Annotated in this window: 28 protein-coding genes; 22 read left to right on the forward strand and 6 right to left on the reverse strand. The window is 70.2% G+C overall.

The genetic code is table 11. The features are described from left to right. The first annotated feature begins 8 nt into the window (after positions 1 to 8). Complete coding sequence (locus ABD882_RS05030) at positions 9 to 971, forward strand: sugar-binding transcriptional regulator (protein WP_345184989.1); 963 nt, start codon at positions 9 to 11, stop codon at positions 969 to 971. Positions 972 to 1,017: 46 nt separating this feature from the next. On the opposite strand, the gene ABD882_RS05035 is transcribed toward ABD882_RS05030, so the two are convergent. Further along, entirely contained in the window at positions 1,018 to 2,163 is a 1,146-nt protein-coding gene (locus tag ABD882_RS05035; protein WP_345184992.1) for a glutamate--cysteine ligase, read from the reverse strand. Between the two features lie 93 nt (positions 2,164 to 2,256). On the opposite strand from ABD882_RS05035, the gene ABD882_RS05040 reads away from it, so the two are divergent. From ABD882_RS05040 to ABD882_RS05095, 12 genes are all read left to right on the forward strand, one after another. Continuing rightward, positions 2,257 to 2,922 (forward strand): GntR family transcriptional regulator, encoded by a 666-nt coding sequence (locus tag ABD882_RS05040; RefSeq protein ID WP_345184994.1) that lies wholly within the window; start codon positions 2,257 to 2,259, stop codon positions 2,920 to 2,922. Positions 2,923 to 3,016: 94 nt separating this feature from the next. Continuing rightward, on the forward strand, positions 3,017 to 4,201 hold the full coding sequence (locus tag ABD882_RS05045; RefSeq protein WP_345184996.1) for a branched-chain amino acid ABC transporter substrate-binding protein: 1,185 nt from the start codon (positions 3,017 to 3,019) through the stop codon (positions 4,199 to 4,201). A 74-nt stretch (positions 4,202 to 4,275) separates the two neighbouring features. After that, on the forward strand, positions 4,276 to 5,163 hold the full coding sequence (locus ABD882_RS05050; RefSeq protein ID WP_345185832.1) for a branched-chain amino acid ABC transporter permease: 888 nt from the start codon (positions 4,276 to 4,278) through the stop codon (positions 5,161 to 5,163). A gap of 1 nt (position 5,164) precedes the next feature. Further along, positions 5,165 to 6,334, forward strand: coding sequence for a branched-chain amino acid ABC transporter permease (locus ABD882_RS05055; RefSeq protein ID WP_345184999.1), 1,170 nt, complete (start codon positions 5,165 to 5,167; stop codon positions 6,332 to 6,334). Beyond that, positions 6,331 to 7,257, forward strand: coding sequence for an ABC transporter ATP-binding protein (locus tag ABD882_RS05060; RefSeq protein ID WP_345185001.1), 927 nt, complete (start codon positions 6,331 to 6,333; stop codon positions 7,255 to 7,257). Before ABD882_RS05055 ends, ABD882_RS05060 begins: the two co-directional genes overlap by 4 nt. Then, positions 7,254 to 7,964 carry an ABC transporter ATP-binding protein gene (locus ABD882_RS05065; RefSeq protein WP_345185003.1) on the forward strand — a complete coding sequence of 237 codons (711 nt, stop codon included), beginning with the start codon at positions 7,254 to 7,256 and terminating at the stop codon, positions 7,962 to 7,964. The genes ABD882_RS05060 and ABD882_RS05065 overlap by 4 nt, the downstream gene beginning before the upstream one ends. Before the next feature lie 72 nt (positions 7,965 to 8,036). Further along, positions 8,037 to 9,197 (forward strand): NAD(P)/FAD-dependent oxidoreductase, encoded by a 1,161-nt coding sequence (locus ABD882_RS05070; protein WP_345185005.1) that lies wholly within the window; start codon positions 8,037 to 8,039, stop codon positions 9,195 to 9,197. Then, entirely contained in the window at positions 9,194 to 9,439 is a 246-nt protein-coding gene (locus ABD882_RS05075) for a (2Fe-2S)-binding protein (RefSeq protein WP_345185007.1), read from the forward strand. The genes ABD882_RS05070 and ABD882_RS05075 overlap by 4 nt, the downstream gene beginning before the upstream one ends. Then, the gene (locus ABD882_RS05080; RefSeq protein ID WP_345185008.1) at positions 9,436 to 10,794 is read left to right on the forward strand and encodes an FAD-dependent oxidoreductase; all 1,359 of its coding nucleotides are present in this window, start codon (positions 9,436 to 9,438) and stop codon (positions 10,792 to 10,794) included. Before ABD882_RS05075 ends, ABD882_RS05080 begins: the two co-directional genes overlap by 4 nt. Positions 10,795 to 10,871: 77 nt before the next feature. Next, positions 10,872 to 11,804 carry a dihydrodipicolinate synthase family protein gene (locus tag ABD882_RS05085; protein WP_345185010.1) on the forward strand — a complete coding sequence of 311 codons (933 nt, stop codon included), beginning with the start codon at positions 10,872 to 10,874 and terminating at the stop codon, positions 11,802 to 11,804. Beyond that, positions 11,804 to 12,805 carry a proline racemase family protein gene (locus ABD882_RS05090; protein WP_345185012.1) on the forward strand — a complete coding sequence of 334 codons (1,002 nt, stop codon included), beginning with the start codon at positions 11,804 to 11,806 and terminating at the stop codon, positions 12,803 to 12,805. The genes ABD882_RS05085 and ABD882_RS05090 overlap by 1 nt, the downstream gene beginning before the upstream one ends. 8 nt (positions 12,806 to 12,813) lie before the next feature. Beyond that, positions 12,814 to 14,292, forward strand: a complete 1,479-nt coding sequence (locus ABD882_RS05095) for an aldehyde dehydrogenase (NADP(+)) (protein ID WP_345185014.1) — start codon at positions 12,814 to 12,816, stop codon at positions 14,290 to 14,292. Between the two features lie 5 nt (positions 14,293 to 14,297). On the opposite strand, the gene ABD882_RS05100 is transcribed toward ABD882_RS05095, so the two are convergent. The 3 genes from ABD882_RS05100 to ABD882_RS05110 form a co-directional block, all read right to left on the reverse strand. After that, positions 14,298 to 15,485 carry a metal-dependent hydrolase family protein gene (locus ABD882_RS05100; RefSeq protein WP_345185016.1) on the reverse strand — a complete coding sequence of 396 codons (1,188 nt, stop codon included), beginning with the start codon at positions 15,483 to 15,485 and terminating at the stop codon, positions 14,298 to 14,300. 62 nt (positions 15,486 to 15,547) lie between these two features. Then, positions 15,548 to 16,549 (reverse strand): proline racemase family protein, encoded by a 1,002-nt coding sequence (locus tag ABD882_RS05105; protein ID WP_345185017.1) that lies wholly within the window; start codon positions 16,547 to 16,549, stop codon positions 15,548 to 15,550. A gap of 42 nt (positions 16,550 to 16,591) precedes the next feature. Beyond that, a complete protein-coding gene (locus ABD882_RS05110; protein ID WP_345185018.1) occupies positions 16,592 to 17,521 on the reverse strand; it encodes an ornithine cyclodeaminase family protein in 930 nt (309 codons plus the stop codon). A 246-nt stretch (positions 17,522 to 17,767) separates the two neighbouring features. On the opposite strand from ABD882_RS05110, the gene rpsP reads away from it, so the two are divergent. Genes rpsP through trmD form a run of 4 tightly spaced genes read left to right on the forward strand, consistent with a single transcriptional unit; the run spans position 17,768 to position 19,735 of the window. Next, complete coding sequence (gene rpsP, locus ABD882_RS05115) at positions 17,768 to 18,181, forward strand: 30S ribosomal protein S16 (protein WP_345185020.1); 414 nt, start codon at positions 17,768 to 17,770, stop codon at positions 18,179 to 18,181. Between the two features lie 6 nt (positions 18,182 to 18,187). After that, positions 18,188 to 18,418: an RNA-binding protein gene (locus tag ABD882_RS05120; protein WP_345185021.1), complete on the forward strand. Its 231-nt coding sequence runs from the start codon at positions 18,188 to 18,190 to the stop codon at positions 18,416 to 18,418. 2 nt (positions 18,419 to 18,420) lie between these two features. Continuing rightward, a complete protein-coding gene (gene rimM / locus ABD882_RS05125; protein ID WP_345185024.1) occupies positions 18,421 to 19,038 on the forward strand; it encodes a ribosome maturation factor RimM in 618 nt (205 codons plus the stop codon). Next, complete coding sequence (gene trmD / locus ABD882_RS05130; RefSeq protein WP_345185026.1) at positions 19,028 to 19,735, forward strand: tRNA (guanosine(37)-N1)-methyltransferase TrmD; 708 nt, start codon at positions 19,028 to 19,030, stop codon at positions 19,733 to 19,735. Before rimM ends, trmD begins: the two co-directional genes overlap by 11 nt. 7 nt (positions 19,736 to 19,742) lie before the next feature. On the opposite strand, the gene ABD882_RS05135 is transcribed toward trmD, so the two are convergent. Next, positions 19,743 to 20,495, reverse strand: coding sequence for a hypothetical protein (locus ABD882_RS05135; RefSeq protein ID WP_345185027.1), 753 nt, complete (start codon positions 20,493 to 20,495; stop codon positions 19,743 to 19,745). 58 nt (positions 20,496 to 20,553) lie between these two features. After that, the gene (gene map, locus ABD882_RS05140) at positions 20,554 to 21,336 is read right to left on the reverse strand and encodes a type I methionyl aminopeptidase (protein WP_345185029.1); all 783 of its coding nucleotides are present in this window, start codon (positions 21,334 to 21,336) and stop codon (positions 20,554 to 20,556) included. A gap of 102 nt (positions 21,337 to 21,438) precedes the next feature. Here map and ABD882_RS05145 point away from each other — a divergent pair, with 102 nt between their 5' ends. The 5 genes from ABD882_RS05145 (at position 21,439) to ABD882_RS05165 (ending at position 24,420) form a co-directional block, all read left to right on the forward strand. Continuing rightward, a complete protein-coding gene (locus ABD882_RS05145) occupies positions 21,439 to 21,966 on the forward strand; it encodes an MFS transporter permease (protein WP_345185030.1) in 528 nt (175 codons plus the stop codon). 170 nt (positions 21,967 to 22,136) lie between these two features. Next, positions 22,137 to 22,487, forward strand: coding sequence for a 50S ribosomal protein L19 (rplS, locus tag ABD882_RS05150; protein ID WP_345185032.1), 351 nt, complete (start codon positions 22,137 to 22,139; stop codon positions 22,485 to 22,487). 123 nt (positions 22,488 to 22,610) lie between these two features. After that, on the forward strand, positions 22,611 to 23,396 hold the full coding sequence (gene lepB / locus ABD882_RS05155) for a signal peptidase I (protein WP_345185034.1): 786 nt from the start codon (positions 22,611 to 22,613) through the stop codon (positions 23,394 to 23,396). Continuing rightward, complete coding sequence (locus ABD882_RS05160) at positions 23,377 to 24,036, forward strand: ribonuclease HII (RefSeq protein WP_345185035.1); 660 nt, start codon at positions 23,377 to 23,379, stop codon at positions 24,034 to 24,036. Before lepB ends, ABD882_RS05160 begins: the two co-directional genes overlap by 20 nt. Before the next feature lie 57 nt (positions 24,037 to 24,093). Beyond that, positions 24,094 to 24,420 (forward strand): DUF2469 family protein, encoded by a 327-nt coding sequence (locus ABD882_RS05165; RefSeq protein ID WP_345185037.1) that lies wholly within the window; start codon positions 24,094 to 24,096, stop codon positions 24,418 to 24,420. Positions 24,421 to 24,444: the final 24 nt, after the last annotated feature.

Genomic DNA, 24,444 nt, shown 5'->3' on the forward strand with positions numbered 1-24,444 from the left:
GCCGCGGAATGGATGAACGGAAGCGCCAGTCGAAGGTCGTGACGGCCCTCACGGCCGCGCGGCTCTATTACCTGCAGGACAAGACGATGGACGTCATCGCCCGTGAGCTGGACGTCTCGCGATCCTCGGTGTCACGGCTGCTGAGCTACGCCAGGGAGGTGGGGCTGGTCGACATCCGGATCACCTCGCCGCTCGAACATGCGGGGGAGCTGGAACAGGAGCTGCACGATCGTCTGCACGTGGTCGCGCACGTCGTCCCCATGCCGGAGAGCGTCACCGAGGTGGAGCGGCTCGAGCGGGTCGCACTCACCGCGGGGCGGCTGCTCACCCAGATCATCGAGTCGAACATGGTGGTGGGGCTGGCCTGGGGGTCGACGATCAGCGCGGTGAGTCGGGAGCTGGGCCAGAAGGAGACGCGGGGCACGACGATCGTGCAGCTGAACGGCGCGGGCAACACGCTCACCAGCGGGGTGGAGTACTCCAGCGAGATCCTGCAGCGCTTCGGCAGCGCCTTCGGCGCGCAGGTGCAGCAGTTCCCGGTGCCCGCGTTCTTCGACGACCCGCGGACCCGCGAGGCGATGTGGCGGGAGCGCAGCACCCTGCGCGTGCTGGATCTGCAGGCGAAGATGGACCTCGCCGTGTTCAGCGTGGGCTCGCCGAGCGCGGAGGTGCCCAGCCGGGTCTACGTGGGCGGCTACCTGGGCCGGGACGACTATCGCAGCCTGCGGGACGACCACGCGATCGGGGACGTCGCCACGGTCTTCTTCCGTGTGGACGGCAGCTGGAAGGACATCGCGGTGAACGCGCGCGCGACGGGGCCGGGGCTGGATCGGCTGCGACGCGTCGCTCGGCGCTTCTGCATCGTCGCCGGAGCGCAGAAGCTGCCCTCGCTGCGCGCGGCGATCGGTGCGGGCCTCGTCACCGACGTCGTGCTCGACGAGGGGCTCGCGCGCCAGCTCGCCGAGGGGTGATCCGGGATCCGCCGCATCGCAGTCCAGGGTGACGGCGGTCGGATCGTCAGGGAGCGAGCGTCTCCGGCCCGGAGCGGAACTCCCGGATCAGGTGCTGGACGACCTCGTGCAGATCGCCCTCGTGCGCGTCGGCCGCCGCGACCTGCCGTTCGTAGCTGGCGCCGTCGCGGAGGATCCTGCCCACTCCGGCGAACTCGGATCCGCAGCGCAGCTCGCGGGCGACCGGCGACAGCCGCTCGAGGGTCTCGGCGAGATGATCGCGGAGCGGGCGCTGCACGCCGTCCGCGGAGACGATCACCTCGGCGTCGAGCCCGTAGCGGGCCGCACGCCACTTGTTCTCCCGGTGGAACCAGGGCGGCAGCACCTCGAGCGGGCGCCCCTGATCGAGATCGCGGGAGAAGGACTCGACCAGCACCTGTGCCAGTGCGGCGACGGCGGCAAGCTCCGAGAGGGTCGACATACCGTCGCAGGCGCGGACCTCGATCGTGCCCCAGCGCGGGGCGGGGCGGATGTCCCAGCGCACCTCCGTGGCGTCGGTCATGACGCCCGTGCCCACCATGTCGTCGAGATAGGACTCGAACGCGGACCAGTCCCGGAGGGCCCACGGCAGGCCCGCCGTCGGAAGCTGCTGGAAGACGAGCGCCCGATTGGACGCGTACCCGGTGCGCTCCCCGGCCCAGAACGGGCTGGAGGCGGCGAGCCCCTGCAGGTGCGGCAGGTACGAGGTGAGCGCGCCGATGATCGGAAGCACCTTGTCCCTGTCCTCGACGCCGACGTGCACATGGATCCCCCAGATCATCATGTTCCGTCCCCACCACTGCGTCTTCTCGATGAGGGAGTGGTAGCGCGTCTTGTCGGTGACCTGCTGGTCGTACCACTGCGCGAACGGGTGGCTGCCCGCCGAGAGCAGCTCGATCCCGGCCGGATCGGTCGCCGCGCGCACCGAGGCGATGGCGGTCGCGATGTCGCCGACGGCGTCTGCGACGGTCGCCCCGATGCCGCTGGTGACCTCGATCGTGTTGGTGAGCAGCTCGCCGGTGACGGTGTGCCGCTCGGGCGCGCTCGCGTGCTCGAGATCCTGCAGCAGCTCGGGCGCGCGGCCGACGAGGTCGCCGCTGTGCGGGTCGGCGAGCATGAGCTCCCACTCCAGGCCCACGGTGGATCGTGGGGACGACGCGAACTCGACAGGCATGAGGCCTCGTTTCGGTGCGGGGAACCGGATGGCCAATGATCGCACGGGCACGGCTAGCATGTGCCGTATGACGCTTTACGACGGACGCATCGCATGAGCGCGGGCGAGTCCATTCTCGTTCCCGCGGAAAGTCTGCGCGAGCAGGTGGAGCGGATGATCGCCGCACGGATCGTGTCGGGGGAGACGCCCCCCGGCGACGTGCTGACCGTGCCCACCCTCGCCGGCGACTTCGGCGTGAGCGCGACCCCGGTGCGAGAGGCCATGCTGAATCTCGCGCGGCGGGGCTTCCTGCGCCCGATCCGCAATCGCGGGTTCCAGGTCACGGAGGTGTCGGCGGAGGAGCTGAACCAGCTCACCGATGTGCGGCTGCTGCTCGAGGCTCCGCCCATGCGCCGCGTCGCCGGGGCCATCGACGCCGACCTGGAGAAGGAACTCCGTGCGCTCGCCGACCGCATCGTCGTCGCCGGCACGGAGCGCCGATTCGAGGAGTACCTCGAGGCCGACACCGCCTTCCATCTGCGCATCCTCGCGGTCACGGGCAACGAGAAGCTCGTCGACACCGTGCGGGAGCTCCGGCAGCAGACGCGGCTCGTGGGTCTCGTCCGCCTCGCGGACTCCGACACGCTGGTGCCGACCTCGCTCGAGCACGCGGAGCTGGTGGATCTCCTGGTCGCCGGCGACGGCGCGGGCGCGGAAGCCCTCATGCGCCGGCACATCGGGCACGTCGGCGGCGTGTGGAGCGGACGCCAGGAGGACTGATCCGGATCGGGGGGTTACTCTCCGACGGAAGATGTGAGTAATGTGTCACATGGTATTCACCGCGAATGCAAAGACGCATCCTGGAGGTCCTCACATGCAGATCCGTACCCGTCGCGCAACGCGCATCCTCACCGCAGCCCTGGCCGCGGGTGTGCTCATCCTCACCGCCGGCTGTTCCGGCGGACTCGCCTCAGGCGGGGGAGGAGCCTCTGCCGACTCCGGTCCGATCAAGCTGGGCATGCTCGCACCGTTCTCCGGCAGCGAGTCCGCATTCGGCAACTACATGAAGTTCGGGGCGCAGCTCGCCATCGACGAGATCAACGCGAAGGGCGGGATCGACGGCCGCAAGCTCTCGCTGGAGGTGCAGGACGACGCCTGCGACGCGACCACGGCGGTCGCCGCCGCCAACAAGCTGGTCACAGACGGCGTCGTCGCCTCGGTGGGCGGGTACTGCTCGGGGGCGACCCTGCCCACGCTGCCGATCTTCAACGAGGCGAAGATCCCGATGGTGATCCCCGCCGCGAACTCGAACGAGCTGGTCAAGCAGAAGCTGCCTGGCGTCTTCCTCATCAACGGCACCGGCACGCAGCAGGCCGCGGCCGCGGTGAAGTACGCGCAGAAGTCGGGCGCCAAGACCGTCGGCGCGATCAACGACGCCACCGCGTACTCGAAGGATCTCGCCACGTCGTTCACGGAGCAGGCGAAGGCCGCCGGACTCACCGTCTCGCTCGACGCGGTCATCACGCCGGGGGAGAACGACTACTCCGCGGTCGCGACGCAGCTCGCGAACGCCAAGCCCGACCTCGTCTACTGGACCGGCTACTACCAGGAGGGCGGCCTGATCGACCGGCAGTCCGCCGACGCCGGCTTCACAGGCACGTTCCTCGTCGGCGACGGATCCGTGGACGCCAAGTTCGCCGAGATCGCGGGCAAGGGGTACACCGCTCACGTGCTCGGCACCTTCACCCAGACGCCGGACATGCTCAAGGGCGCGGACAAGTGGATCGCCGACTACAAGAAGCTCGCCGGCGCCGACCCCGGTCCGTACTCCACCCAGTCCTATGACGCCGTGAACGTGGTCGCGGCCGCGATGACCAGCGCCAAGGGCACCGCGTTCGACGGGGTGGTCAAGGCGCTGGAGGGTCTGAAGGACTTCAAGACCCTCGCCGGCCCGCTCACCTTCATGCCCGATCACACCCGCTCCGGCGGCGGTTTCGTGATCGTCTCGATCGACGGGGCCACGGGCAAGTTCGTCCTCAAGGACGACCTGCAGGGCTGAGCCGCCATCGGGGGCGGCCACAGTGCCGCCCCCGATCCGGACTCCCTCGTCGACGGAAGGACACCTCCGCAGTGATGCAACTCATCTGGAACGGCCTCATCGTGGGATCGTTCTACGCCCTCGTCGCGCTCGGGTACAGCATGGTCTACGGGATCATCAAGCTGCTCAACTTCGCGCACGGCGACATCTACATGCTCGGCGCGTTCGCGGGCTTCGCCACGCTCTCGGCCTTCGGGATCTCGAACGAGTCGTCGATCCCGCTGCTGCTGGTCATCCTGCTGCTGTCGATGGTCACGACCGGGCTGTTCGGCGTCGGCATCGAGCGGATCGCCTATCGGCCGCTGCGGCGCAGCCCTCGGCTCGCCGTGCTGATCACCGCGATCGGCGTCTCGTTCACGCTCGAGTACACCGTGCGGCAGATCTTCGGCCCCAACCCCGAGGCCTTCCCCGTGCGACTGGAGTCGGCGGGCTTCGACTTCGCCGGGATGCGGATCACCCCGGCCCAGATCGTGCTGGTCATCATCGCCGCGGTGCTCATGCTGGTGCTCGCGCACGTCGTCGAACGCACCCGGCAGGGCAGGGCGATGCGTGCCATCGCTCTCGATCCGACGGGCGCGCAGCTGATGGGGATCAACGTCAACCGCGTGATCGCGACCGTGTTCTTCATCGGGTCGGCCCTGGCGGGCGCGGCCGGTGTGATGGCCGGCGCGTACTACGGCTCGATCGACTTCCTGATGGGCTTCATCATCGGCCTGAAGGCGTTCACCGCCGCCGTGATCGGCGGCATCGGGAGTCTGTACGGCGCCATGCTCGGCGGGCTGCTGCTGGGACTGCTCGAGTCCTTCGGATCCGCCTGGTTCGGTGGCGAATGGCGCGACGTGTTCTCCTTCGGCTTCCTCATCCTGTTCCTCACCTTCAAACCGACGGGGCTGCTCGGGGCCCGCGTCGTCGAGAGGATGTGACATGTCCGGTTCACCGACGTCGGGACTGCGCGCCGTGAAGCTGCGCGCCCCTTCCGCGCTGTTCGACCGGCCCGCGCCGCCGCGGGGGGTGCTCACCTCGCAGCAGGGATTCCTGCGCGCTCTCGGCGGCCTCTGCGTGGTCCTGCTCGCCGTGCTGCCGTTCATCGACGCGTCCCGCTACACGATGTCGATCGCCACCAGCGCGCTCATCTACGTGATGCTCTGCATGGGACTGAACGTGGTGGTCGGCTACGCGGGACTCCTCGACCTCGGCTACATCGCCTTCTTCGCAGTCGGCGCCTACGTGTCCGGGATCCTGACCACCGTGGTCGGACTGCCGATGTGGGCGGCCCTGCCTGCGACCATCGTGTGCTGCATCGTCGCCGGCATCATCATCGGAGCGCCCACGCTGCGCCTGCGCAGCGACTATCTCGCCATTGTCACGCTGGGCTTCGGGGAGATCATCCGGATCACGGCCAACAACCTGCAGATCACGGGCGGCCCCTCGGGTATCCATGGCATCCCCACCTGGTCGTTCGGCGGCTGGAGCTTCGCCGACGGGCTGACGATCGGCGGCCTCGAGTTCCCGCAGCGCGTGCTGTTCTACTACTTCGTGGCGGCGATCGTGGTGCTGGTCGGCGTGATCGGCGCCGGCCGGCTCGCCAAGGGCAAGATGGGCCGGGCCTGGAAGGCGGTCCGGGACGACGAGGACGCGGCGGAGGCGATGGGGATCAACACCTACTTCGCGAAGATCTCCGCGTACATCATCGGCGCGGTCTGGGCGGGAGTGGCGGGTCAGCTCATGGCCACGCACCTGTCCGCGATCAGCCCGAACAGCTTCCAGTTCCTGTACTCCGCGCTGATCCTGATGGCCGTTGTTCTGGGCGGGATGGGATCCACGCCCGGCGTGATCATCGGGGCGCTGTTCGTCTCGCTCGCCCCCGAGCTGCTGCGGGACTTCTCCGAGTGGCGCTTCCTCATCTTCGGCGTGCTGCTGATCGTGGTCATGCTGTTCCGCCCGTCCGGGCTGTGGCCGGCCACGGCGATCCTGCCCTGGCTCAAGAAGCAGCGGCCCGCGCTGCCGCCGACAGCCGGATTCGCGACACCGGTGCCGGTGGACGAGCCCGGCGGCGAGGCGGACGCTCGCGGCGAGGAAGGGGTGTCCCGATGAGCGCTCTGCTCGAGGTGCGCGACCTGCGACTGCAGTTCGGCGGGGTCAAGGCCGTCGACGGACTGAGCTTCTCGGTGCAGGAGGGTGAGATCCTCGCCGTGATCGGGCCGAACGGGGCAGGCAAGACCAGCGCCTTCAACTGCATCTCCGGCTTCTATCTGCCCACGTCCGGCTCCGTCGTGTTCGATGGGAAGGACATCGTGCGCGAGGCGCCGAGCTTCTGGCGGAAGCTGCGCCTGGTCGATCTGCTGCAGAGCTTCGGGTTCTACCGGGTGCTGCCGTCCCGGGTGACGAAGTGGGGGATGGCGCGCACGTTCCAGAACCTCCGGCTGTTCCGCGAGCTCAGCGTGCTCGACAACGTGAAGACGGCCATGCACGCCAACCTGCGCGAGGGGTTCTGGGCGACGCTGCTGCACACGCCCGGCTACCGGCGCGCCGAGCTCGGCTGTGCGGAAGAGGCCAGGGGGTGGCTCGATTTCGTGGGCTTCGCCGGCGACGAGAACCTCTACGTGACGCAGCTTCCGTACGGCGAGCAGCGCCGCGTCGAGATCGCCCGCGCCCTTGCCACGAGCCCGAAGCTGCTGCTCCTGGACGAGCCCGCGGCCGGCCTGAACTTCAGCGAGAAGCAGGCGCTCATGCAGCTCATCCGCCGGATCCGCGATCTCGGTGTCGCTGTCGTGCTGATCGAACACGACATGGGGCTGATCATGCAGCTCGCCGAGCGCATCGTCGTCCTCAACTACGGCAAGGAGATCGCGGTCGGCTCGCCCGAGCAGATCAAGCGGGATCCCGTGGTGATCGAGGCGTATCTCGGTGTCGAGGACGAGGCGCTGGATACGACGAAGCTGCAGACCGGCACGGTGGACCTGTCGCTGCTCGAGGGCAGGGGAAAGCACGGGAACACGAAGGGGAAGCGCTCATGAGCTCGCTCACGGTCTCGGCCGCCGACGTGTACTACGGCAGGGTGCATGCACTGCGCGGACTGAGCTTCGAGGTGCACGAGGGCGAGATCGTGTGCCTGCTCGGCAACAACGGCGCGGGCAAGTCGACCACCATGAACATGCTGTCGGGCCTGGTGCGGCCGAAGTCCGGAACGGTGCGATGGGGAGACCTGGATCTTGCGATCGCCAAGCCCTGGGACATCGTCGCCGCGGGCCTCGTGCACGTCCCCGAGGGCAGACGGATCTTCTCCACGATGACCGTGCACGAGAACCTGCTGCTCGGCGGCTACACCGTGCGCGACGCCAAGCTCGTGGCGCAGCGCGTCGACCAGGTGTACGCGCTCATGCCGCGCCTCGCCGAACGGCGCAGGCAGCAGGGCGGAACGCTCTCGGGCGGCGAGCAGCAGATGGTCGCGATCGGTCGGGCGATCATCGGCGGGCCGAAGCTGCTGCTGCTGGACGAGCCCTCGATGGGGCTCGCGCCGCTGGTCGTGAAGCAGGTGATGGAGACCGTCCAGGCGGTGAACGCCCAGGGCACGACGGTGCTGCTCGTCGAGCAGAATGCGCGTGCCGCGCTCAAGATCGCCGATCGCGCCTACGTCGTGGAGACCGGGAGCGCGACGTTGTCGGGAACCGCAGCGGAGCTCGCCGCGGACGCCAGGGTCGTCGACGCCTACCTCGGCGGCTGAACCGCGGCTCACCCTCGGTCGATCCGGCGGGCCGGATCTTGTAATATGTCACACGGCACCAGGAGGTGAAGGATGCGGATCATCGTGATCGGCGCGGGCGCGATCGGCGCGGCGTGCGCGCTCGCCCTCGCCGAGGCCGGCGCCGAGGTCATCGTGATCGACCGCGTCGGCGTGGCGGGGGAGACCTCGAGCCGCTGCGAGGGCAACATCCTCGTCTCCGACAAGGAACCCGGCCCCGAGGCGCTCCTCGCGATCGAGGCGAATCGCGCCTGGCGCGCCCTCGCCGGGCGGCTCGACGGCGACCGCGTCCCCGGCCAGCCCGCGACCGAGTTCGAGGCGAAGGGCGGCATCGTCGTGGCCCTCGGCGCCGGCGCAGGAGCCCTCGGATCCTTCGCGGACTCGCAGGCCGGGATCGGCATCCGCACCGAGCGGCTCGATGCGAGCACCTTGCGTGCCGCCGAGCCGCACCTGAGCCCGGAGATCGCCTTCGGGGTGCACTATCCGGACGATGCCCAGGTGCAGCCGAGCCTCGCCGCACAGGCGATGCTGGCCCGCGCGCGACACCTCGGAGCCGAGCTGCGGATCGACGAGGTCGTGGCGGGTCTGGTCGACGGCGATCGCATCGCCGGAGTGCAGACGCGGGCCGGACGCATGGAGGCGGACGCGGTGATCAACTGCGCCGGTCCCTGGGCCGGCGCGACCGCGGCGCTGTTCGGGAGCGAGCTCGACATCCGCCCGCGCCGCGGCACGATCCTCGTCACGGCGGCGATGCCGCAGCGGGTCTTCCACAAGGTGTACGACGCCGATTACGTGAGCGCGGTCGGGTCCGGCGATGCGGCGCTGCAGACGTCCACCGTCGTGGAATCCACCCCGTCCGGGACGGTGCTGATCGGATCCAGCAGGGAGCGGGTGGGCTTCTCCGAGGAGGGTCTGCTCGATCCGCTCGCGGAGATCGCGGCGAAGGCCACGCGGATCTTCCCGTTCCTGCGCGACACGATGCTCTTGCGCACCTACTTCGGGTTCCGCCCGTACGCCCCCGATCATCTGCCGGCGATCGGCGCCGACGCCCGCATCCGGGGGCTCTTCCACGCCGCGGGGCACGAGGGGGCGGGGATCGGCCTCGCGCCGACGACCGGCGAGCTGATCGCGCACGCCGTCCTCGGCACCGCCGCGCCCCTGGATCCGACGCCGTTCCTGCCCTCCCGGGCCACACTGCAAGGGGTGTCGGCATGAGCGTGCACATCACGGTCGACGGCGAGCCGGTCGCGGGGCGCGAGGGGCAGACGATCGCCGGCGTGCTGCTGGAAGCCGGGCAGCGCACCTGGCGCACCGCAGCGGGCGAGGAGCGCGGCATCTTCTGCGGCATGGGCATCTGCCAGGACTGCGTGCTCACGGTGAACGGCGTGGAGGGCGTGCGCGCCTGCCAGCGCACCGCGTGCGAGGGCGATGTCGTGAATCGGGAGGTGCGCGCATGAGCGCGACGCGCGTGGTCATCATCGGCGCCGGACCCGCGGGACTCGCGGCGGCGGCCGCGGCGGTGTCCGCGGGCGCGGACGTGACCGTCCTGGACGAGGGTGAACGCGTCGGCGGGCAGTTCTGGCGGCACCACCCCGAACTCACGGATCGGCATCTTCAGCATCAGGTCGGTCGCTTCGACCGGCTGCGCGAACAGCTCGCCGGAGCCCGCGTCGTCACATCCGCCTCGGTGTGGCGCATCGAGCCAGGGCGGCCGCTACGCGTGCATGCCCTGGTGGGACCCGCCGACGCCGCACAGCGCCGTGGCGAGACGATCGACGCCGACGCGCTGGTGATCGCGACGGGCGCGCACGACCGGGTGCTCCCGGTGCCGGGCTGGACGCTGCCCGGCGTCACCTCGGCCGGCGCGGCGCAGGCGCTCGCCAAGCGCGACGGGGTGCGCCTCGGCGCGCGCACGGTGGTCGCCGGTGCCGGCCCGTTCCTGCTGCCTGTCGCGCAGAGCATCGGCCGGGTGGGCGGCGAGGTCGTCGAGATCGTCGAGGCCGCGAGCGTCGCGACCATGGTGCGTGGCTGGGGGCGGCGCCCCTGGGAACTCGGCGCGGCGGCCGGCAAGGCGGGCGAGCTGGCGTCGTATCTGGGATCGCTCGTCGCGCGGCGCACCCCGTACCGCTTCGGCGCCGCCGTCACCCGCATTCACGGCGGCTCGTCCGTCGAGGCGGTGACCGTGCAGCGCGTGGACGCGGCCTGGCGTCCGATCTCCGGGACCGCGCGTACGGTCCAATGCGACTCCGTCGCGCTCGGCCACGGTTTCACCCCGCGGCTCGAAGCCGCGATCCAGGCTGGCTGCGAGATCGGATCCGATCGCTTCGTGCGCGTCGGCGCGCAGCAGGACACGAGCGTTCCCGGCGTGTTCGCGGCGGGGGAGATCACCGGCATCGGCGGAGCGGACGCCGCACTCGCGGAGGGCGGCGTCGCCGGGCTCGCCGCGGCCGGCGTCGCCCCGGCGGATCTCCGGTACCGCGCCCCGCTCGCCGCGCGTCGGCGGATGCGCGCCTTCGCCGCGCGGCTGGAGACTCACCGGATCGGATCCGGATGGACCGGGTGGCTGGATCCGCAGACAATCGTGTGCCGGTGCGAGTCCGTGCGCACGCACGTGCTCGAAGAGTTCGCCGTCGCGTCCTCCCGAGCGATGCGCCTCGCGACCAGGGCCGGACTCGGTGCATGTCAGGGACGCACCTGCGGCCGCAGCGTCGAGGACATCCTCGGCGCCCCGATCGGCTACGATCGCCGCCCCGTGCTGTCGTCGGTGCGCATCGGCGAGCTCGCCGCGACGACGGCGGATCCTGCACAGTGACAGGCGTGGCAGGGATTCACACGGCCAGGGGTAGTGTGTAATATGTTACGTAGTACTTCGAGAGAATGGGCATCGCAATGACTGAGCTGAGCATGGACCTGGGCGGCGTCGTCGTCGCGACGACCCTCGCCTTCAAGGAGGACGCCTCGGCTCCGGCCGGGCTCGCCGTCGACTACGACAGGTTCGGCGCGCACGTCGACTTCCTGATGTCCAACGGCTGCCGCGGCGTGGGCCCGAACGGCTCGCTCGGCGAGTACTCCTCGCTCACCGACGAGGAGCGCCGCAAGGTCATCCAGGTCGCCGTCGAGGCCGTCGACGGCCGCGGCATCGTCATCGCCGGCGTGCACGGCGTGGGCAGCCACCAGGCCCGGACGTGGGCGGAGCTGGCCCGCGAGGACGGAGCGGACGGCGTGCTGCTGCTCCCGCCGACGCTCTACCGCGCCAACGAGGGCGAGGTCATCGCGCACTTCGAGGAGGTCGCGAAGGCGGGCCTGCCGATCATGGCGTACAACAACCCGTTCGACACCAAGGTCGACCTGGTGCCGTCCCTGGTGGCGAAGCTCGCCCAGATCCCCGAGGTCGTCGCGATCAAGGAGTTCTCCGGCGACGTGCGCCGCGTCTACGAGATCAAGGAGCTCTGCGACATCGACATCATCGCCGGCGCCGACGACGTGCTCTTCGAGCTCATGGTCAACGGCGCGGTCGGATGGTTCGCGGGCTATCCGAACGCGTTCCCGCGCGAGGCGGTCGAACTCTACAACCTGTGCCGCAACGGCGACTGGCACGAGGCGAAGGCGCTCTACGAGCAGCTCGTCACCGTGTTCCGCTGGGACTCGCGCACGGAGTTCGTGCAGGCGATCAAGCTCTCCATGGACATCTGCGGCAACTCCTACGGCGGCCCCACCCGCCCGCCGCGCGGCCCGCTCTCCGCCGAGCAGCACGCACAGGTCACCGCCGACACCGAGCGCGCCCTCGCGGCGCTGGCGGCACGGCGCGTGGCGGTCGCCTGATGCGCGGGCGCCGGGTGATCTCGGCCGTCGACTCCCACACCGAGGGGATGCCGACCCGGGTCGTCACGGGCGGTGTCGGCCGGATCCCCGGCGCGACCATGAACGATCGCCGGCTGTACGCGATGGAGCATCTGGACGGGCTGCGCGGGTTCCTCATGAACGAGCCGCGCGGCCACGCCGCGATGTCGGGTGCGCTGCTGCAGCCGCCCGCCAGGGACGACGCCGACTGGGGCGTGGTGTTCATCGAGGCGTCCGGCTTCCTGCCCATGTGCGGGCACGGCACGATCGGCGTCGCCACGGTCCTGGTGGAGACCGGAATGGTCGAGGTGACCGAGCCGATCACGGAGATCCGCCTGGACGTCCCCGCGGGCCTCGTCATCGCGCGGGTCGCCGTCGAGGACGGCCGCGCCATGAACGTCACGATCGAGAACGTGCCCAGCTTCGTCGACCGGCTGGATCAGCGGATCCAGGTCCCCGGGATCGGCGAGATCACCTACTCGGTCGCGTTCGGCGGCAACTACTACGCCCTCGTCGACCTGGACGAGGTGGGTCTGCCGTTCGACCGTTCCCGCCAGGACGACATCATCCGTGCCGGACTCGCGATCATGGACGCGATCAACACCCAGGCGCCGCCGGCGCACCCCACGCTGGAGGGCGCGAACCACGTGCACCACGTCGAGTTCATCGCTCCGGGATCGGACGCCGTCCGCTCCCGGCACGCGATGGCGATCCACCCCGGCTGGTTCGACCGCTCGCCGTGCGGGACGGGCACGAGCGCGCGGATGGCCGAGCTGCACGCGCGCGGCGAGCTCGCGCTCGACACGCCGTTCGTGAACGAGTCTTTCATCGGGACCGAGTTCATCGGGCGTGTCATCGGCAAGACCACGGTGGGGGACAGGCCGGCCGTGATCCCCACCATCACCGGACGCGCCTGGGTCACCGGGCTCGGCCAGTACATCCTCGACGGGGACGACCCGTTCCCCGAGGGTTTCGTCTTCTAGGAGCAGAGATGACCGACACCACGACCGTCGTATCCGAGGTCGCGGCGCACGCGGCTGCGGCCGCCCGCCCGTTCGCCGCCACCTCGCCGTCCGCGCGGGGCGCAGCCCTCGTCGCGGTCGCCGACGCGCTGGACGCGCATGCCGCCGAGCTCATCACGGTCGCGATGCGCGAGACGGGGCTCAGCGAGCCGCGCCTCACCGGCGAGCTGAAGCGCACCTCCTGGCAGCTGCGGCTGTTCGCGGACGCGATCGTCGACGGCTCCTACCTGGACGCCCGGATCGACGCCGCCGACCCCGCCTACGTGATCGGGCCGCGCCCGGACCTGCGGCGCGTGCTGGAGCCGGTCGGGCCGGTGCTGAACTTCGCCGCGTCCAACTTCCCGTTCGCCTTCTCCGTCGCGGGCGGCGACACGGCCGCCGCCCTGGCCGCCGGCTGCCCGGTCGTGGTCAAGGCGCATTCGGGACACCCGGAGCTGTCCCGCCGCACCGCGGAGATCGTGGCAGGGGCCCTCGACGCTGCCGGCATGCCGGCGGGTGTGTTCCAGCTCATCGAAGGGCAGCAGAACGGCGTCGAACTGCTGCAGGACGAGCGGATCCGCGCGGGGGCGTTCACGGGCTCCACCCACGTCGGCCGGCTGCTCGCCGACATCGCGGCGGCCCGCCCGCGTCCGATCCCTTTCTACGGCGAGCTCGGCAGCGTCAACCCGGTGTACGCGACGTATGCCGACGCCGGGCTGCTGCAGGACTTCGTCGCCTCGATGTCCGGATCCGCCGGTCAGCTGTGCACCAAGCCCGGCTTCCTGTTCGTGCCGGCCGACGCGGATCTGTCTCCGATCGCGACCGCCGCCGAGGCCGTCGCGGAGCACCGCCTGCTGAACCCCGGCATCGGCCGCGCGTTCGAGGGGCGCCGCGCCGCCGTGCTCGGCGCGGAGGGCGCGACCGTTCTGGCTGAGGGCGCGCTCCGCGAGGACGAGGACGGGCAGCGTTACGCCACGCCGACCGTCGTCGCCGTCGATCTGCAGACCCTGCGTGCGCACCGCGAGGAACTGCTCGAGGAGTCGTTCGGACCGCTGTCGGTGATCGTGCGCTACCACGACGCGGCGGAGCTTCCGGCCGCGCACGAGGAGCTGTTCCCCGGCAATCTCACCTCGACCGTGCATGCCCGCGCCGCGGAGCTCGCGGACGGATCCCTGCACCAGCTGGTCGGGGCCCTCGCCGCCACCAGCGGCCGAGTGCTCTTCGGCGGCTGGCCGACCGGGGTCTCGGTGACGCCGGCGATGCAGCACGGGGGGCCCTATCCTGCGACGACGACCGACGCGACCAGTGTGGGCACGGCCGGGATCACCCGGTTCCTGCGCGGCGTCGCATATCAGAACGCGCCGCAGGAGCTGCTGCCGGCGTCGCTGCGCGACGACAACCCGTGGGGTGTGCCGCAGTCGTTCAGCGCGGCGGGCAGCTCCACCGAGTGGGGTTCGTTCGCCCGCTGAACGGCTCAGGGGGCGACGGCGATCCCGCCGCGCACGACGAGCGCGCGCGCATCCTGCTCCCACAGCGCTGCGGGCTCGGCGATCGGATCCGCGGTGAGCAGCACCGCGTCGCCGTACGCGCCGGATCCGAGGTGACCTGCCCGCTCGTCGCGGATGAGGGCGGCGTTGACCGTGGTCATGGCGTGGAGAGTGGCCGCTGCCCCGCTCGCCTCGACCTGAAGTCGCACGCCGCACAGCTGGTCGTCCTCGAGCTCGCCCATGAGATCCGTGCCGAACCCGACGCGCACCCCCGCGGCGAGTGCGAGGCGCACGGCCTCCCGCCCCTGCGAGAGCACCTCGGCGTTCTTCGCGAGCGACGTCGCGTTGAGCCCGATCGCCGCGCCACGACGATCCATCGCGTCGTAGGCGGCGAGCGTGGGCACCAGATAGGCGCCGGCGTCGGCGATGCGGCCGGCCGTGGCGGCATCGATGAGGTTGCCGTGCTCGATCGAGCGCACGCCGTTGGAGATCGCGTGCTGCACCGCCTCGGAGGAGTAGGCGTGCGCGGCGACATACGACCCCCGCCGGGTGGCCTCCGCGACGACGACCTGGAGCTCCTCGTCGGAGTACTGCGGGACCCGGATCGGATCCGTGAGCGAGAAGACGCCGCCGGAGGCCATGACCTTGATCGCGTGCGCGCCGGTGCGCAGGCGGTTGCGCACCGCGATGCGCAGCGGTTCCACCCCGTCGATGATCTCGCACATGTGCCCGTGCGTGAAGCAGATGTCGACGTGTGCGGAACGAGGATCGCCGTGACCGCCGGTCTGGCTGAGGGCCGGGCCGGTGAACAGGTAGCGGGGAGAGGGGAAGAGGTCGGCGTCGATCGCGCGGGAGAGTCCGATGTCGCCGCCCGCGACGTCGCGCACCGTGGTGAAGCCACGCTGCAGGGCCGCGTGCAGGCGCCGCGTGCCGTTGATGGCGGCATAGCTGAGCGGCCCTCTCTCGTCCTCGAGGCCGTCCTGGCTGGTCGCGTAGGCGTGGAAGTGCGCGTCGATGAGACCGGGGATGAGCCACCGCCCGCGGCCGTTGACCGTCGTGGTGTCCGCGGCGGGGCGATCGGACACGGTGCCTTCCACGATGTGCAGATCGCGCTTGGTGAAGCGGTCGCCGTCCCAGACGGCCGCTCCGAGGATACTGAGGGATCCGGTGCGCATGGGTGTGCTCCTTCGTGAGAGGTTCAGGGAGAGTATGCCGGTAGCCCGGCGATGCGGGCCCGTCAGCGCAGGCTGAAGCCCTCGGGCAGGGGATCGCCCTCGTCGAGCGCGAAGGTGCACGAGCCGACCCGGTGCGCCATTCCGCGTACCTCGGGGATCACGCCCGACGCGGTGCGCTCGGCGACTGCGGCGTGGAAGCGCGTGCCGATGATCGAGTCGTGCGTGAGCACCTCGCCGTCGGCGAGCTCGCCGGTCGCGGCGAGCAGCGCGACGCGTGCGGACGTGCCGGATCCGCAAGGGCTCCGGTCGACCTCGCCGTCCGCGAACACGGTGACGTTGCGCTGCCACGGCCCCTGCGCGGTGCGGCCGAGATCGTCGAAGAGGATCGTGCCGTAGACCCCGCTCAGTCGTTCGTCGTCGAGCTGCGCTGCCGGGTGCTCGTTGAGCGCCCATTTGATCTCGCGGCCGATGCGGATGAGGTCGGCGGTGTGTTCCGGAACCACTGAGAGGCCCACGGCGGACGCGGGCAGGGTCGCATACACCGCCCCGCCGAAGACGAGGTCGACCTCGACCGCGCCGAGGGAGGTGTCCAGTGCGATGCCGCGCGCGAGGACCCGCGATTCGACGTTGCGGAACACCACATCGCTGATCCGGCCGCCCTGCTGGCGGACGCGCGCCTGCACGCGCCCGCTGGGCACGTCGATCGTGACGGTGGTCTCTCCGTCCGGATCCGACGGGACGATCCCGGTACGCACGGCCCAGGCGCCGAGCGCGATCGTGCCGTGCCCGCAGGCGGTCGAGAAGCCGTCCTTGTGCCAGAACAGCACGCCGAAGTCGGCGCCGTCGTCATCCGGCGGCGCGACGAACCCGCCGTACATGTCGTCATGGCCGCGAGGCTCGAGGCAGAGGAAGCGCCGCACGCCGTCCGCCTCACCGCTGATGGCCTCGATCCGGCGTTCCGCGACCGTGGCGCCATGCGTGGGGATCCCGGCGACGATGCGGAACGGCTCTCCCGCGGTGTGCCAGTCCTCGGTGGTGAGTGCGGTGCCGGGAGTCCAGGTCATGGAACGCTCCTTTCGAGCGCGGTCGGATCGGGCGGGCGAAGCTCAGACGGCCAGGCGGGCGATGATCAGATCCTGCCAGCCCATGCCGCAGGTCTTGAAGACCCGCGGACGAGTCCTGTCCGCAGGCACCAGGCCGGTGAACAGTTCGTGCATGCTCACGACGTCCTGCTCACGCAGCTCACCTGCCGCGACGGCGCGCATCACGTCGCCCGCCTCGGTCCGGGCGACCCGACGACTCTCCACGACGACCTGCGACCGGCCGAGCAGCGCCGGATCCAGTTCGCTCTTGTCCGATTCGTGCGAGCCGATGGCGACGACGACGGCATCGTCGCGGACCGATCCGGAGGCGAAGAGCGGGTCTGTCGCGGTCGTCGCGCACACGATGAGGTCGGCCGCCGCGACGTCCGATACGGATCCCGCGGTGACCACGGCCTGCGGGGCGAAGGCGCGCGCCGCGTCCACGGCGGCTGCGCATCGACGCTCGTCCCGCCCGATCAGTCGCACGGTGCGCAGCGGACGGATCGCAGCGATCGCCTCGACATGGCGCACCGCCTGCGGTCCCGTGCCGAACACGACGAGGTCGCCGGCGTCGGGTTCCGCGAGCAGGTCGAGGCCCGCGGCCGAGACCGCGGGGGTGCGCAGCGCGGTGAGGGCGGTGCCGTCGAGAATCGCGGTCGGTGCGAGGGTCTCGCCGTCCAGGAGCATGTACAGGGCCTGGATGCGCTCGAGCCCTCGGGAGGGATTGCCCGGCGCGACGGTCGCGAACTTCTGCCCGGCGGCGCCTCCGGCCGCGGCCGGCATGAGCAGCAGCTGGCCGTTCGGCACGTCCAGCACGGCGCGCGGCAGATCCTCTTCCGGATCGAAGCCGCCGCGGAGCACCTGCGCGATCGCGGCGATCGCGGAGGTCATGCTGACGCGGTCGGCGATCGCCGACGCGGGGACGAGAGTGAGGTCGGCGATCACATCGGGCATGGCTCCCATGCTAGCGCGTCACGTGTGCTATGTCATATACCAGTCGTGCGAACGCGGCCGCGGAGGGATCCCGACCGAGACGTCCCGCGTCGTTTCGCGCCCGCGCCGAGGATCTGGCAGAATGGACAGCTGGATCACCGCTCGACCCTCTATCCGGCCGTGATCCACCCTCAGAGCTTCCACCGGATGTGCACCCCACGCGGTCGGTGATCAGTTCGTCTTCCCTCCACAACATTCAGGAGAATCGTGGCTGTCAAGATCCGTCTCAAGCGCTTGGGCAAGATCCGTGCGCCGTACTACCGCATCGTCGTCGCCGACTCGCGCACCAAGCGCGATGGTCGTGTGATCGAGGAGATCGGCAAGTACCACCCCACCGAGGAGCCCTCGTTCATCGAGGTCGACTCCGAGCGCGCCCAGTACTGGCTCTCCGTCGGCGCGCAGCCGACCGAGCAGGTCACCGCGATCCTCAAGATCACGGGCGACTGGGGCATCTTCAAGGGCGACAAGAACGCCAAGAGCACCCTCAAGGTCGCCGAGCCGAAGGCGCCGTTCGAGATCGACTCCGCCAAGAAGTCGGTCGTCAAGCCCAAGGTCGAGAAGAAGGCCGAGGCTCCGGCCGAGGCCGCTGACGCAGCCGACGCTGCGGCAGACGCGGAGTAATCCGTCGTGCTGGCTGCCGCGCTCGAGCACATCGTCTCGGGGATCGTCGATCACCCGGACGATGTCACCGTCACCGCCTCCACGTCGCCTCGCGGTGACGTCCTCGAGGTGCGTGTGCACCCCGACGACCGGGGGCGCGTGATCGGGCGCGGCGGCCGCACCGCCAAGGCGCTGCGCACGCTGATCACCGCCCTCGCGGACGGGCGTCGCGTGCGCGTCGACGTCGCGGACGACTGAGCGTGGTCGCCAGCGAGCGCGCAGGAGGCCGCAACCAGCTGCGCGTGGGCCGTCTCGTCAAGGCGCACGGCCTCAAGGGCGCGCTGAAGGTCGAGCTCTACACCGACGATCCCGCCGGACGGTTCTTCGTCGGCGCCGCGTTCACGTTGCAGGTGCCGGAGGCATCTCCGTGGCACGGCAAGACGCTCGTCGTGCGTGAGTACCGCGTGATGAACGGCAGCTCCGTCGTCTTCTTCGACGACGTCGAGGACCGCACCGCGGCAGAGGGGCTCGTCAAGGCGATCCTGTGGATCGATCAGGACGACGCCGAGGAACCCGAGGACGACGCCTGGTACGACCACCAGCTGACCGGGCTCGAGGTCGTGCGCGACGGGGTCGTGGTCGGTCGCGTGGTGCGCGTCGAGCACCTTCCCGCACAGGATCTGCTGATCGTGCGCCCGTCGGCCGGTGACGGCGAGATCATGGTGCCGTTCGTCTCCGCGATCGTCCCGACGGTGGACATCGCCGCAGGGCGCGTCGTCGTGACGCCGCCTGCCGGGCTGTTCGAGGACCTCGCGGACGAGGCGCCCGCCGCGGCCGCACCCCAGGCCGCCGATCAGGACGCACCCGGTGCGGATTGACGTCGTCTCGATCTTCCCGTCGTACTTCGACGGACTGACGCTCTCCCTTCTCGGCAAGGCGAGGGACAGCGGCATCCTGGACCTGGACGTGCACGATCTGCGCGACTGGACCGGCGACCGCCATCGCACCGTCGACGACACTCCGTACGGCGGCGGCGCCGGCATGGTCATGAAGCCGGAGCCGTGGGGGCTCGCGCTCGACGCACTGGCAGGATCCCCCCACGCGGGCGCTCGGGAGCGTCCGACCATCATCTTCCCGTCGCCCGCCGGCGAGGTGTTCCGCCAGTCCACCGCGCGCGAGCTGGCGACCCGCGATCACCTCATCTTCGGCTGCGGTCGCTACGAGGGCATCGACGAGCGCGTCTTCGAGGAGGCGGCCGAACTCGGCGAGGTGCGCCTGATCAGCCTCGGCGACTACGTGCTGAACGGGGGAGAGGTCGCCGTCATGGCGATGGTCGAGGCGATCGGCCGGCTCATCCCTGGCGTCGTGGGCAATCCCGAGAGCCTCGTCGAGGAGTCGCACGAGGACGGGCTGCTGGAGTACCCGTCGTACACGAAGCCCGCCGTCTGGCGCGACCGCGCGGTGCCGCCGATCCTGCTCAGCGGCAACCACGGCGCGATCGCGACCTGGCGACGCGAGCAACAGCTCGAGCGGACGCGCCTGCGCCGCCCCGACCTGCTGGCCGGCGACGCCTGAGCCGAGCTCATGGTCGCTGCGGTGCGTTCGCGCGCTGATCGCGCTGCCGTCGCATCGTGAGATGGCGATGCATGAGCCAGTACGGGGGAGGCGCGTCGGTGGGGTTGCGGGGCGTGTACGTGCGCCACACCCCGAGGAAGCGGTACGCGACGTACCAGAAGGCGGCTCCCGTCACGCACAGCCCGACGACGATCCCGATGACGATCGGCCCGCCGGAACGCAGCCCGAGCACCGCGCTCAGTCCGCCGAAGAAGAGGCCCGCCACCGACCCGTTGACGAGCATGCTCAGGACGGCGGAGGAACCGAGCAGCTGCTCCGCGGCGCCACGTTCACGCATGAACGAGTAGGTGACACGCATCCCGAGCTCGTCATCGTGCGTCGAGGCGAGGAAGTAGGACGCCGCGGTCGGATCGATCTCGGCGTAGGCGCCGCGGATCCGGTTCATCGCCACGACGAACATGAAGTCCTCTTCCGAGACGGCGAGCACACGCATCAGGGTGAGAATCCCCACCATCGACAGGAATCCGAGGATCGCCAGCGCCGCGAGCGGGAACCAGACCGTGAAATGCGTCGCCTGACCGAGCACGCCGATCGTCAGCAGCCCGGCGGAGACGAGCGTGAGATGGATCGTGATGCGTGTCAGCACCTCGCTCTGCGCGGTGCTGCGCGCCGCGAGAAGTCCCCAGTGCTCGGTCGCGAGAATCTGCAGCCTACGGGCGAGCTCCGCATCCGAGCCGCCCGCTTCGGCGTCCGTCCCCATGGCACATTGTCCCACCGGCAACCTCCCCGCGGAAGTGCCGGCCGAACGGCCGGAGGCGTCAGTCGACGCCGAGGAAGGAGCGGTCGGTGAGGATGATCGGACCGTCCTCGGTGATCGCAACGGTGTGCTCGGAATGGGATCCGCGGGACCCGTCGGCGCTGCGCAGCGTCCAGCCGTCCGGGTCGGTGACGAGCTCGTCCGTGGCGGCGAGGAACCACGGCTCCAGGGCCATCACCAGCCCGGCGCGCAGCGGGAAGCCGCGGCCCGGGCGGCCGTCGTTCGGCACGTGCGGGTCGCCGTGCATGATCCGGCCCACGCCGTGGCCGCCGAAGTCGGTGTTGATCGAGTAGCCCTCGCCGTGCGCGACGCCCGCGATCGAGGCGGAGATGTCGCCGATGCGGTTGCCCACCACGGCCGCCGCGATCGCGGCAGCCAGCGCGCGCTCGGTGGTGTCGATGAGGCGGAGATCCTCGTCGCGGGGCGTGCCGACGACGAACGAGACGGCGGAGTCCGCGACCCAGCCGTTCACGGACACGGCGAAGTCCAGCGAGACCAGGTCGCCGTCGCGCAGCGTGTAGTCGTGCGGCAGACCGTGCAGCACCGCATCGTTGACCGAGGTGCAGATCACCTTGCCGAACGGGCTCGCCCCGAACGACGGGTGGTAGTCGATGTAGCAGGACTCGGCACCCTCTTTGCGGATCATGTCGTGCGCGCGACGGTCGATCGACAGCAGGTTCGTGCCGACCTTGGTCTCATCGCGCAGGGTCGCCAGCGTCTGCGCCACGAACCGGCCGGCCGCGCGCATCTCGTCGATCTCGGCGGGGGTGCGCAGTTCGATCATCGGAAGTCCTCTCGTCGGATCCATTCTCCCGCACCCGGACCGGCCCGACGCTCACAGCGAACTCCGGGCACCGGGCCGGCGGCGTCGACGTAGCATCGCGTTATGTGGATCAGGCGCGCATTGTTCACCTGGCTGTTCCCGGCGGCGCTGGTGCTTCCGCTGTGGCTGCTCGTCGGCTGGGGCGTGTTCCAGAGCGGCTGGGCGATCCTGTGGGTGCTGTTCATCGCAGCGCCGTCCGTGCTGATCGGCGAGCTGCTGATCGCGTTCCTGGTGCGGGCGCGGGCCAGCGTCCGCCAGGCCAGGGCGGTGTCCTGGCAGGACGCCGCCGGCATCGTGCTGTGGCACGGACTGACGATCGCTGTCGGCTTCTTCCCGAGCGCGTTCGGATGGATCCTCACCGGCGCGATCGTCGGATTTCTCGCGGTGTTCTGGTCGACGCTGGCGCAGCTCTGGCGGGAGTCCGCCTCGGCTCTGCGGCGGGCGATGGATCCCGATCTTCTCGCCCCCGGCGCTCCCGCAGACCCGGGGCCGGCGCCTTCTTCGACGCCCGCCGGCGATGCCTCGTCGATGCGCGGTCAGGTGATCGTGATCGCCGAGAGCCCCGGCGCCGCGGGGGCCGCACCGCGCTGATCCCCGCTCGGTTTGGCGCGGTCGCGGATCCGTGCCAAAATAGGTCCTTGTGCCGTGACCGGTTCTGCCCCAGGGGAACCCGCGGACGCAATGCGCGCCGTTCAGCACACCACACCTCCTTTTCCTTCCGACATGCATGCGACCTGAGGCGAGTGCAGAGAGAGACGATCATGCAGATCCTCGACGCTGTCGACGCGGCTTCGCTCCGCTCCGACATCCCCGACTTCTTCCCCGGCGACACCGTCAAGGTGCACGTCAACATCATCGAGGGCAGCCGCTCCCGTGTGCAGGTCTTCCAGGGCGCCGTCATCGGCCGCTCGGGCGACGGCGTGCGCGAGACCTTCACGGTCCGCAAGATCAGCTTCCAGGTGGGCGTCGAGCGCACCTTCCCGGTGCACTCCCCGGTGATCGACCACATCGAGGTCGTCACCCGCGGTGACGTGCGCCGCGCGAAGCTCTACTACCTGCGCAACCTGCGCGGCAAGAAGGCGAAGATCAAGGAGAAGCGCGACGCGCGCTGACCCTCAGATTTCTTCTGAAGCGCCCCGAGACACGTCGTCTCGGGGCGCTTCTTTGTCGCCTCCGACGTGAGAACCTAGAGGGTGCCGTCGTGTGTGACGGCGAACGGCTGTGAAGGATGGCGCATGACGGACGAGATCGCGGCCGAGCAGACCGGCGCGCGCCGGGAGCGACGGGACGAGCCGAAGCGCCGCGGCTGGCTGATCTTCCTCCGCGACATCCTCGTGATCCTGCTGATCGCCGTGCTGGTGTCGTTCCTCGTGAAGACGTTCGTGGTGCGCAGCTTCTACATCCCCTCCGGATCCATGGAGAACACCCTGCTGGTCAAGGATCGGATCCTCGTCGACGAGCTGACCCCGCACTGGAACGGCTACCACCGCGGCGACGTGATCGTGTTCAAGGATCCGGGCGGCTGGCTGCCCGCCGCTCCGCCGCCTCCGACGCGACCGCCGCTGCTGGAGGCCGGGGAGTGGTTCCTCACCCTGATCGGGATCGCGGCCCCCGACTCCGAAGACCACCTGGTGAAGCGCCTGATCGGGCTGCCCGGTGACCACGTGGTGTGCTGCAACTCGCTCGGCCAGCTCACCGTCAACGGGGCGCCGATCGACGAGAGCGCGTATCTGAAGCCGAATGTCGGCGACGATCGCGCGTCGAGCATCCCGTTCGACGTGACGGTGCCGAAGGGGGCCGTCTGGGTCCTCGGCGACAATCGCACCCGCTCCGAGGATTCCCGCTATCACCAGAACCAGCCCGGCCAGGGATTCGTGCCGATGGAGAACATCGTCGGTCGCGCATTCCTGATCACCTGGCCGTTCGACCGGTTCGGGACGATCGACGGGCACTACGCCGTCTTCAACGGCGTGACGGATCAGAAGCCCAAGGGGCGCCGCCGTGCCGGTCGTCGAACCTAGCCTCACCCTCGAACGGCGGCTGCTGCGCGAGCACCCGATCCTGATCTGTCTCGATGAGGTCGGACGCGGGGCCCTGGCCGGCCCCGTCGCTGTGGGCGCGACCGTCGTCGACGCGGCCGCGGCTCGGCGCCGGGTCCCGCAGGGGCTCCGCGACTCCAAGCTGGTGCCGCAGAAGCGCCGTCCCGAGGTTGCCGAACGTGCGCAGGCGTGGGCGCCAGCCAGCGCCGTCGGATGGGCGGAGAGCACCGAGATCGACGAGGTCGGGATCATGCGGGCCCTGGGGCTCGCCGCATCTCGCGCGATCATCGCCGCGTGCGCGGACGCCTACGACGCGAGCGCGGCGCTGGTGATCCTGGACGGCAACCACGACTACGTGTCGGCCGTGCACCCCGGCCGGCTGGCGGTGCGCTCGATCATCAAGGCCGACCGCGATTGTGCGTCGGTGGCGGCCGCCTCCGTGCTCGCGAAGGTCGCCCGGGACGCGCTCATGGTCGATCTCTCACCGGCCTACCCGGCATACCAGTGGGAGCGGAACAAGGGCTACGCCAGCCTCGAGCACCGCGACGCGATCCGCGCGTGCGGCCTCACGCCGCACCACCGCTCGTCCTGGGCGATCGCCGACGCGCCGACGCTGTTCTGAGCGGTGCACGGGGCGGATGCGGCGGCCCCGATCCCGTCCTCGTAGGATGGGGGGACCATGGATGACGACGCCTTCGACGACTACGACCGCGAACTCGAGCTCGCCCTGTACCGCGAGTACCGCGATGTGGTGCAACAGTTCCAGTTCGTCGTGGAGACGGAACGGCGCTTCTATCTCGCCAACGAGGTGAACGTGGTGCGCCGCGACACGGAGCACGACTTCTACTTCGAAGTGTCGATGAGCGACGTCTGGGTGTGGGACATCTACCGCGCCGATCGCTTCGTGAAGGCGGTGCGCGTGCTGACGTTCAAGGACGTCAACGTCGAGGAGCTCTCCCGGCGCGAGTTCGAGCTGCCGCAGGAGCTCTCCCTCGACGGCGAGTGACGTCCGGGGGATTGCTCCTCCCCA

It is taken from the genome of Microbacterium panaciterrae (genome assembly GCF_039541635.1).
GTDB classification, from domain to species: Bacteria; Actinomycetota; Actinomycetes; order Actinomycetales; family Microbacteriaceae; genus Microbacterium; species Microbacterium panaciterrae.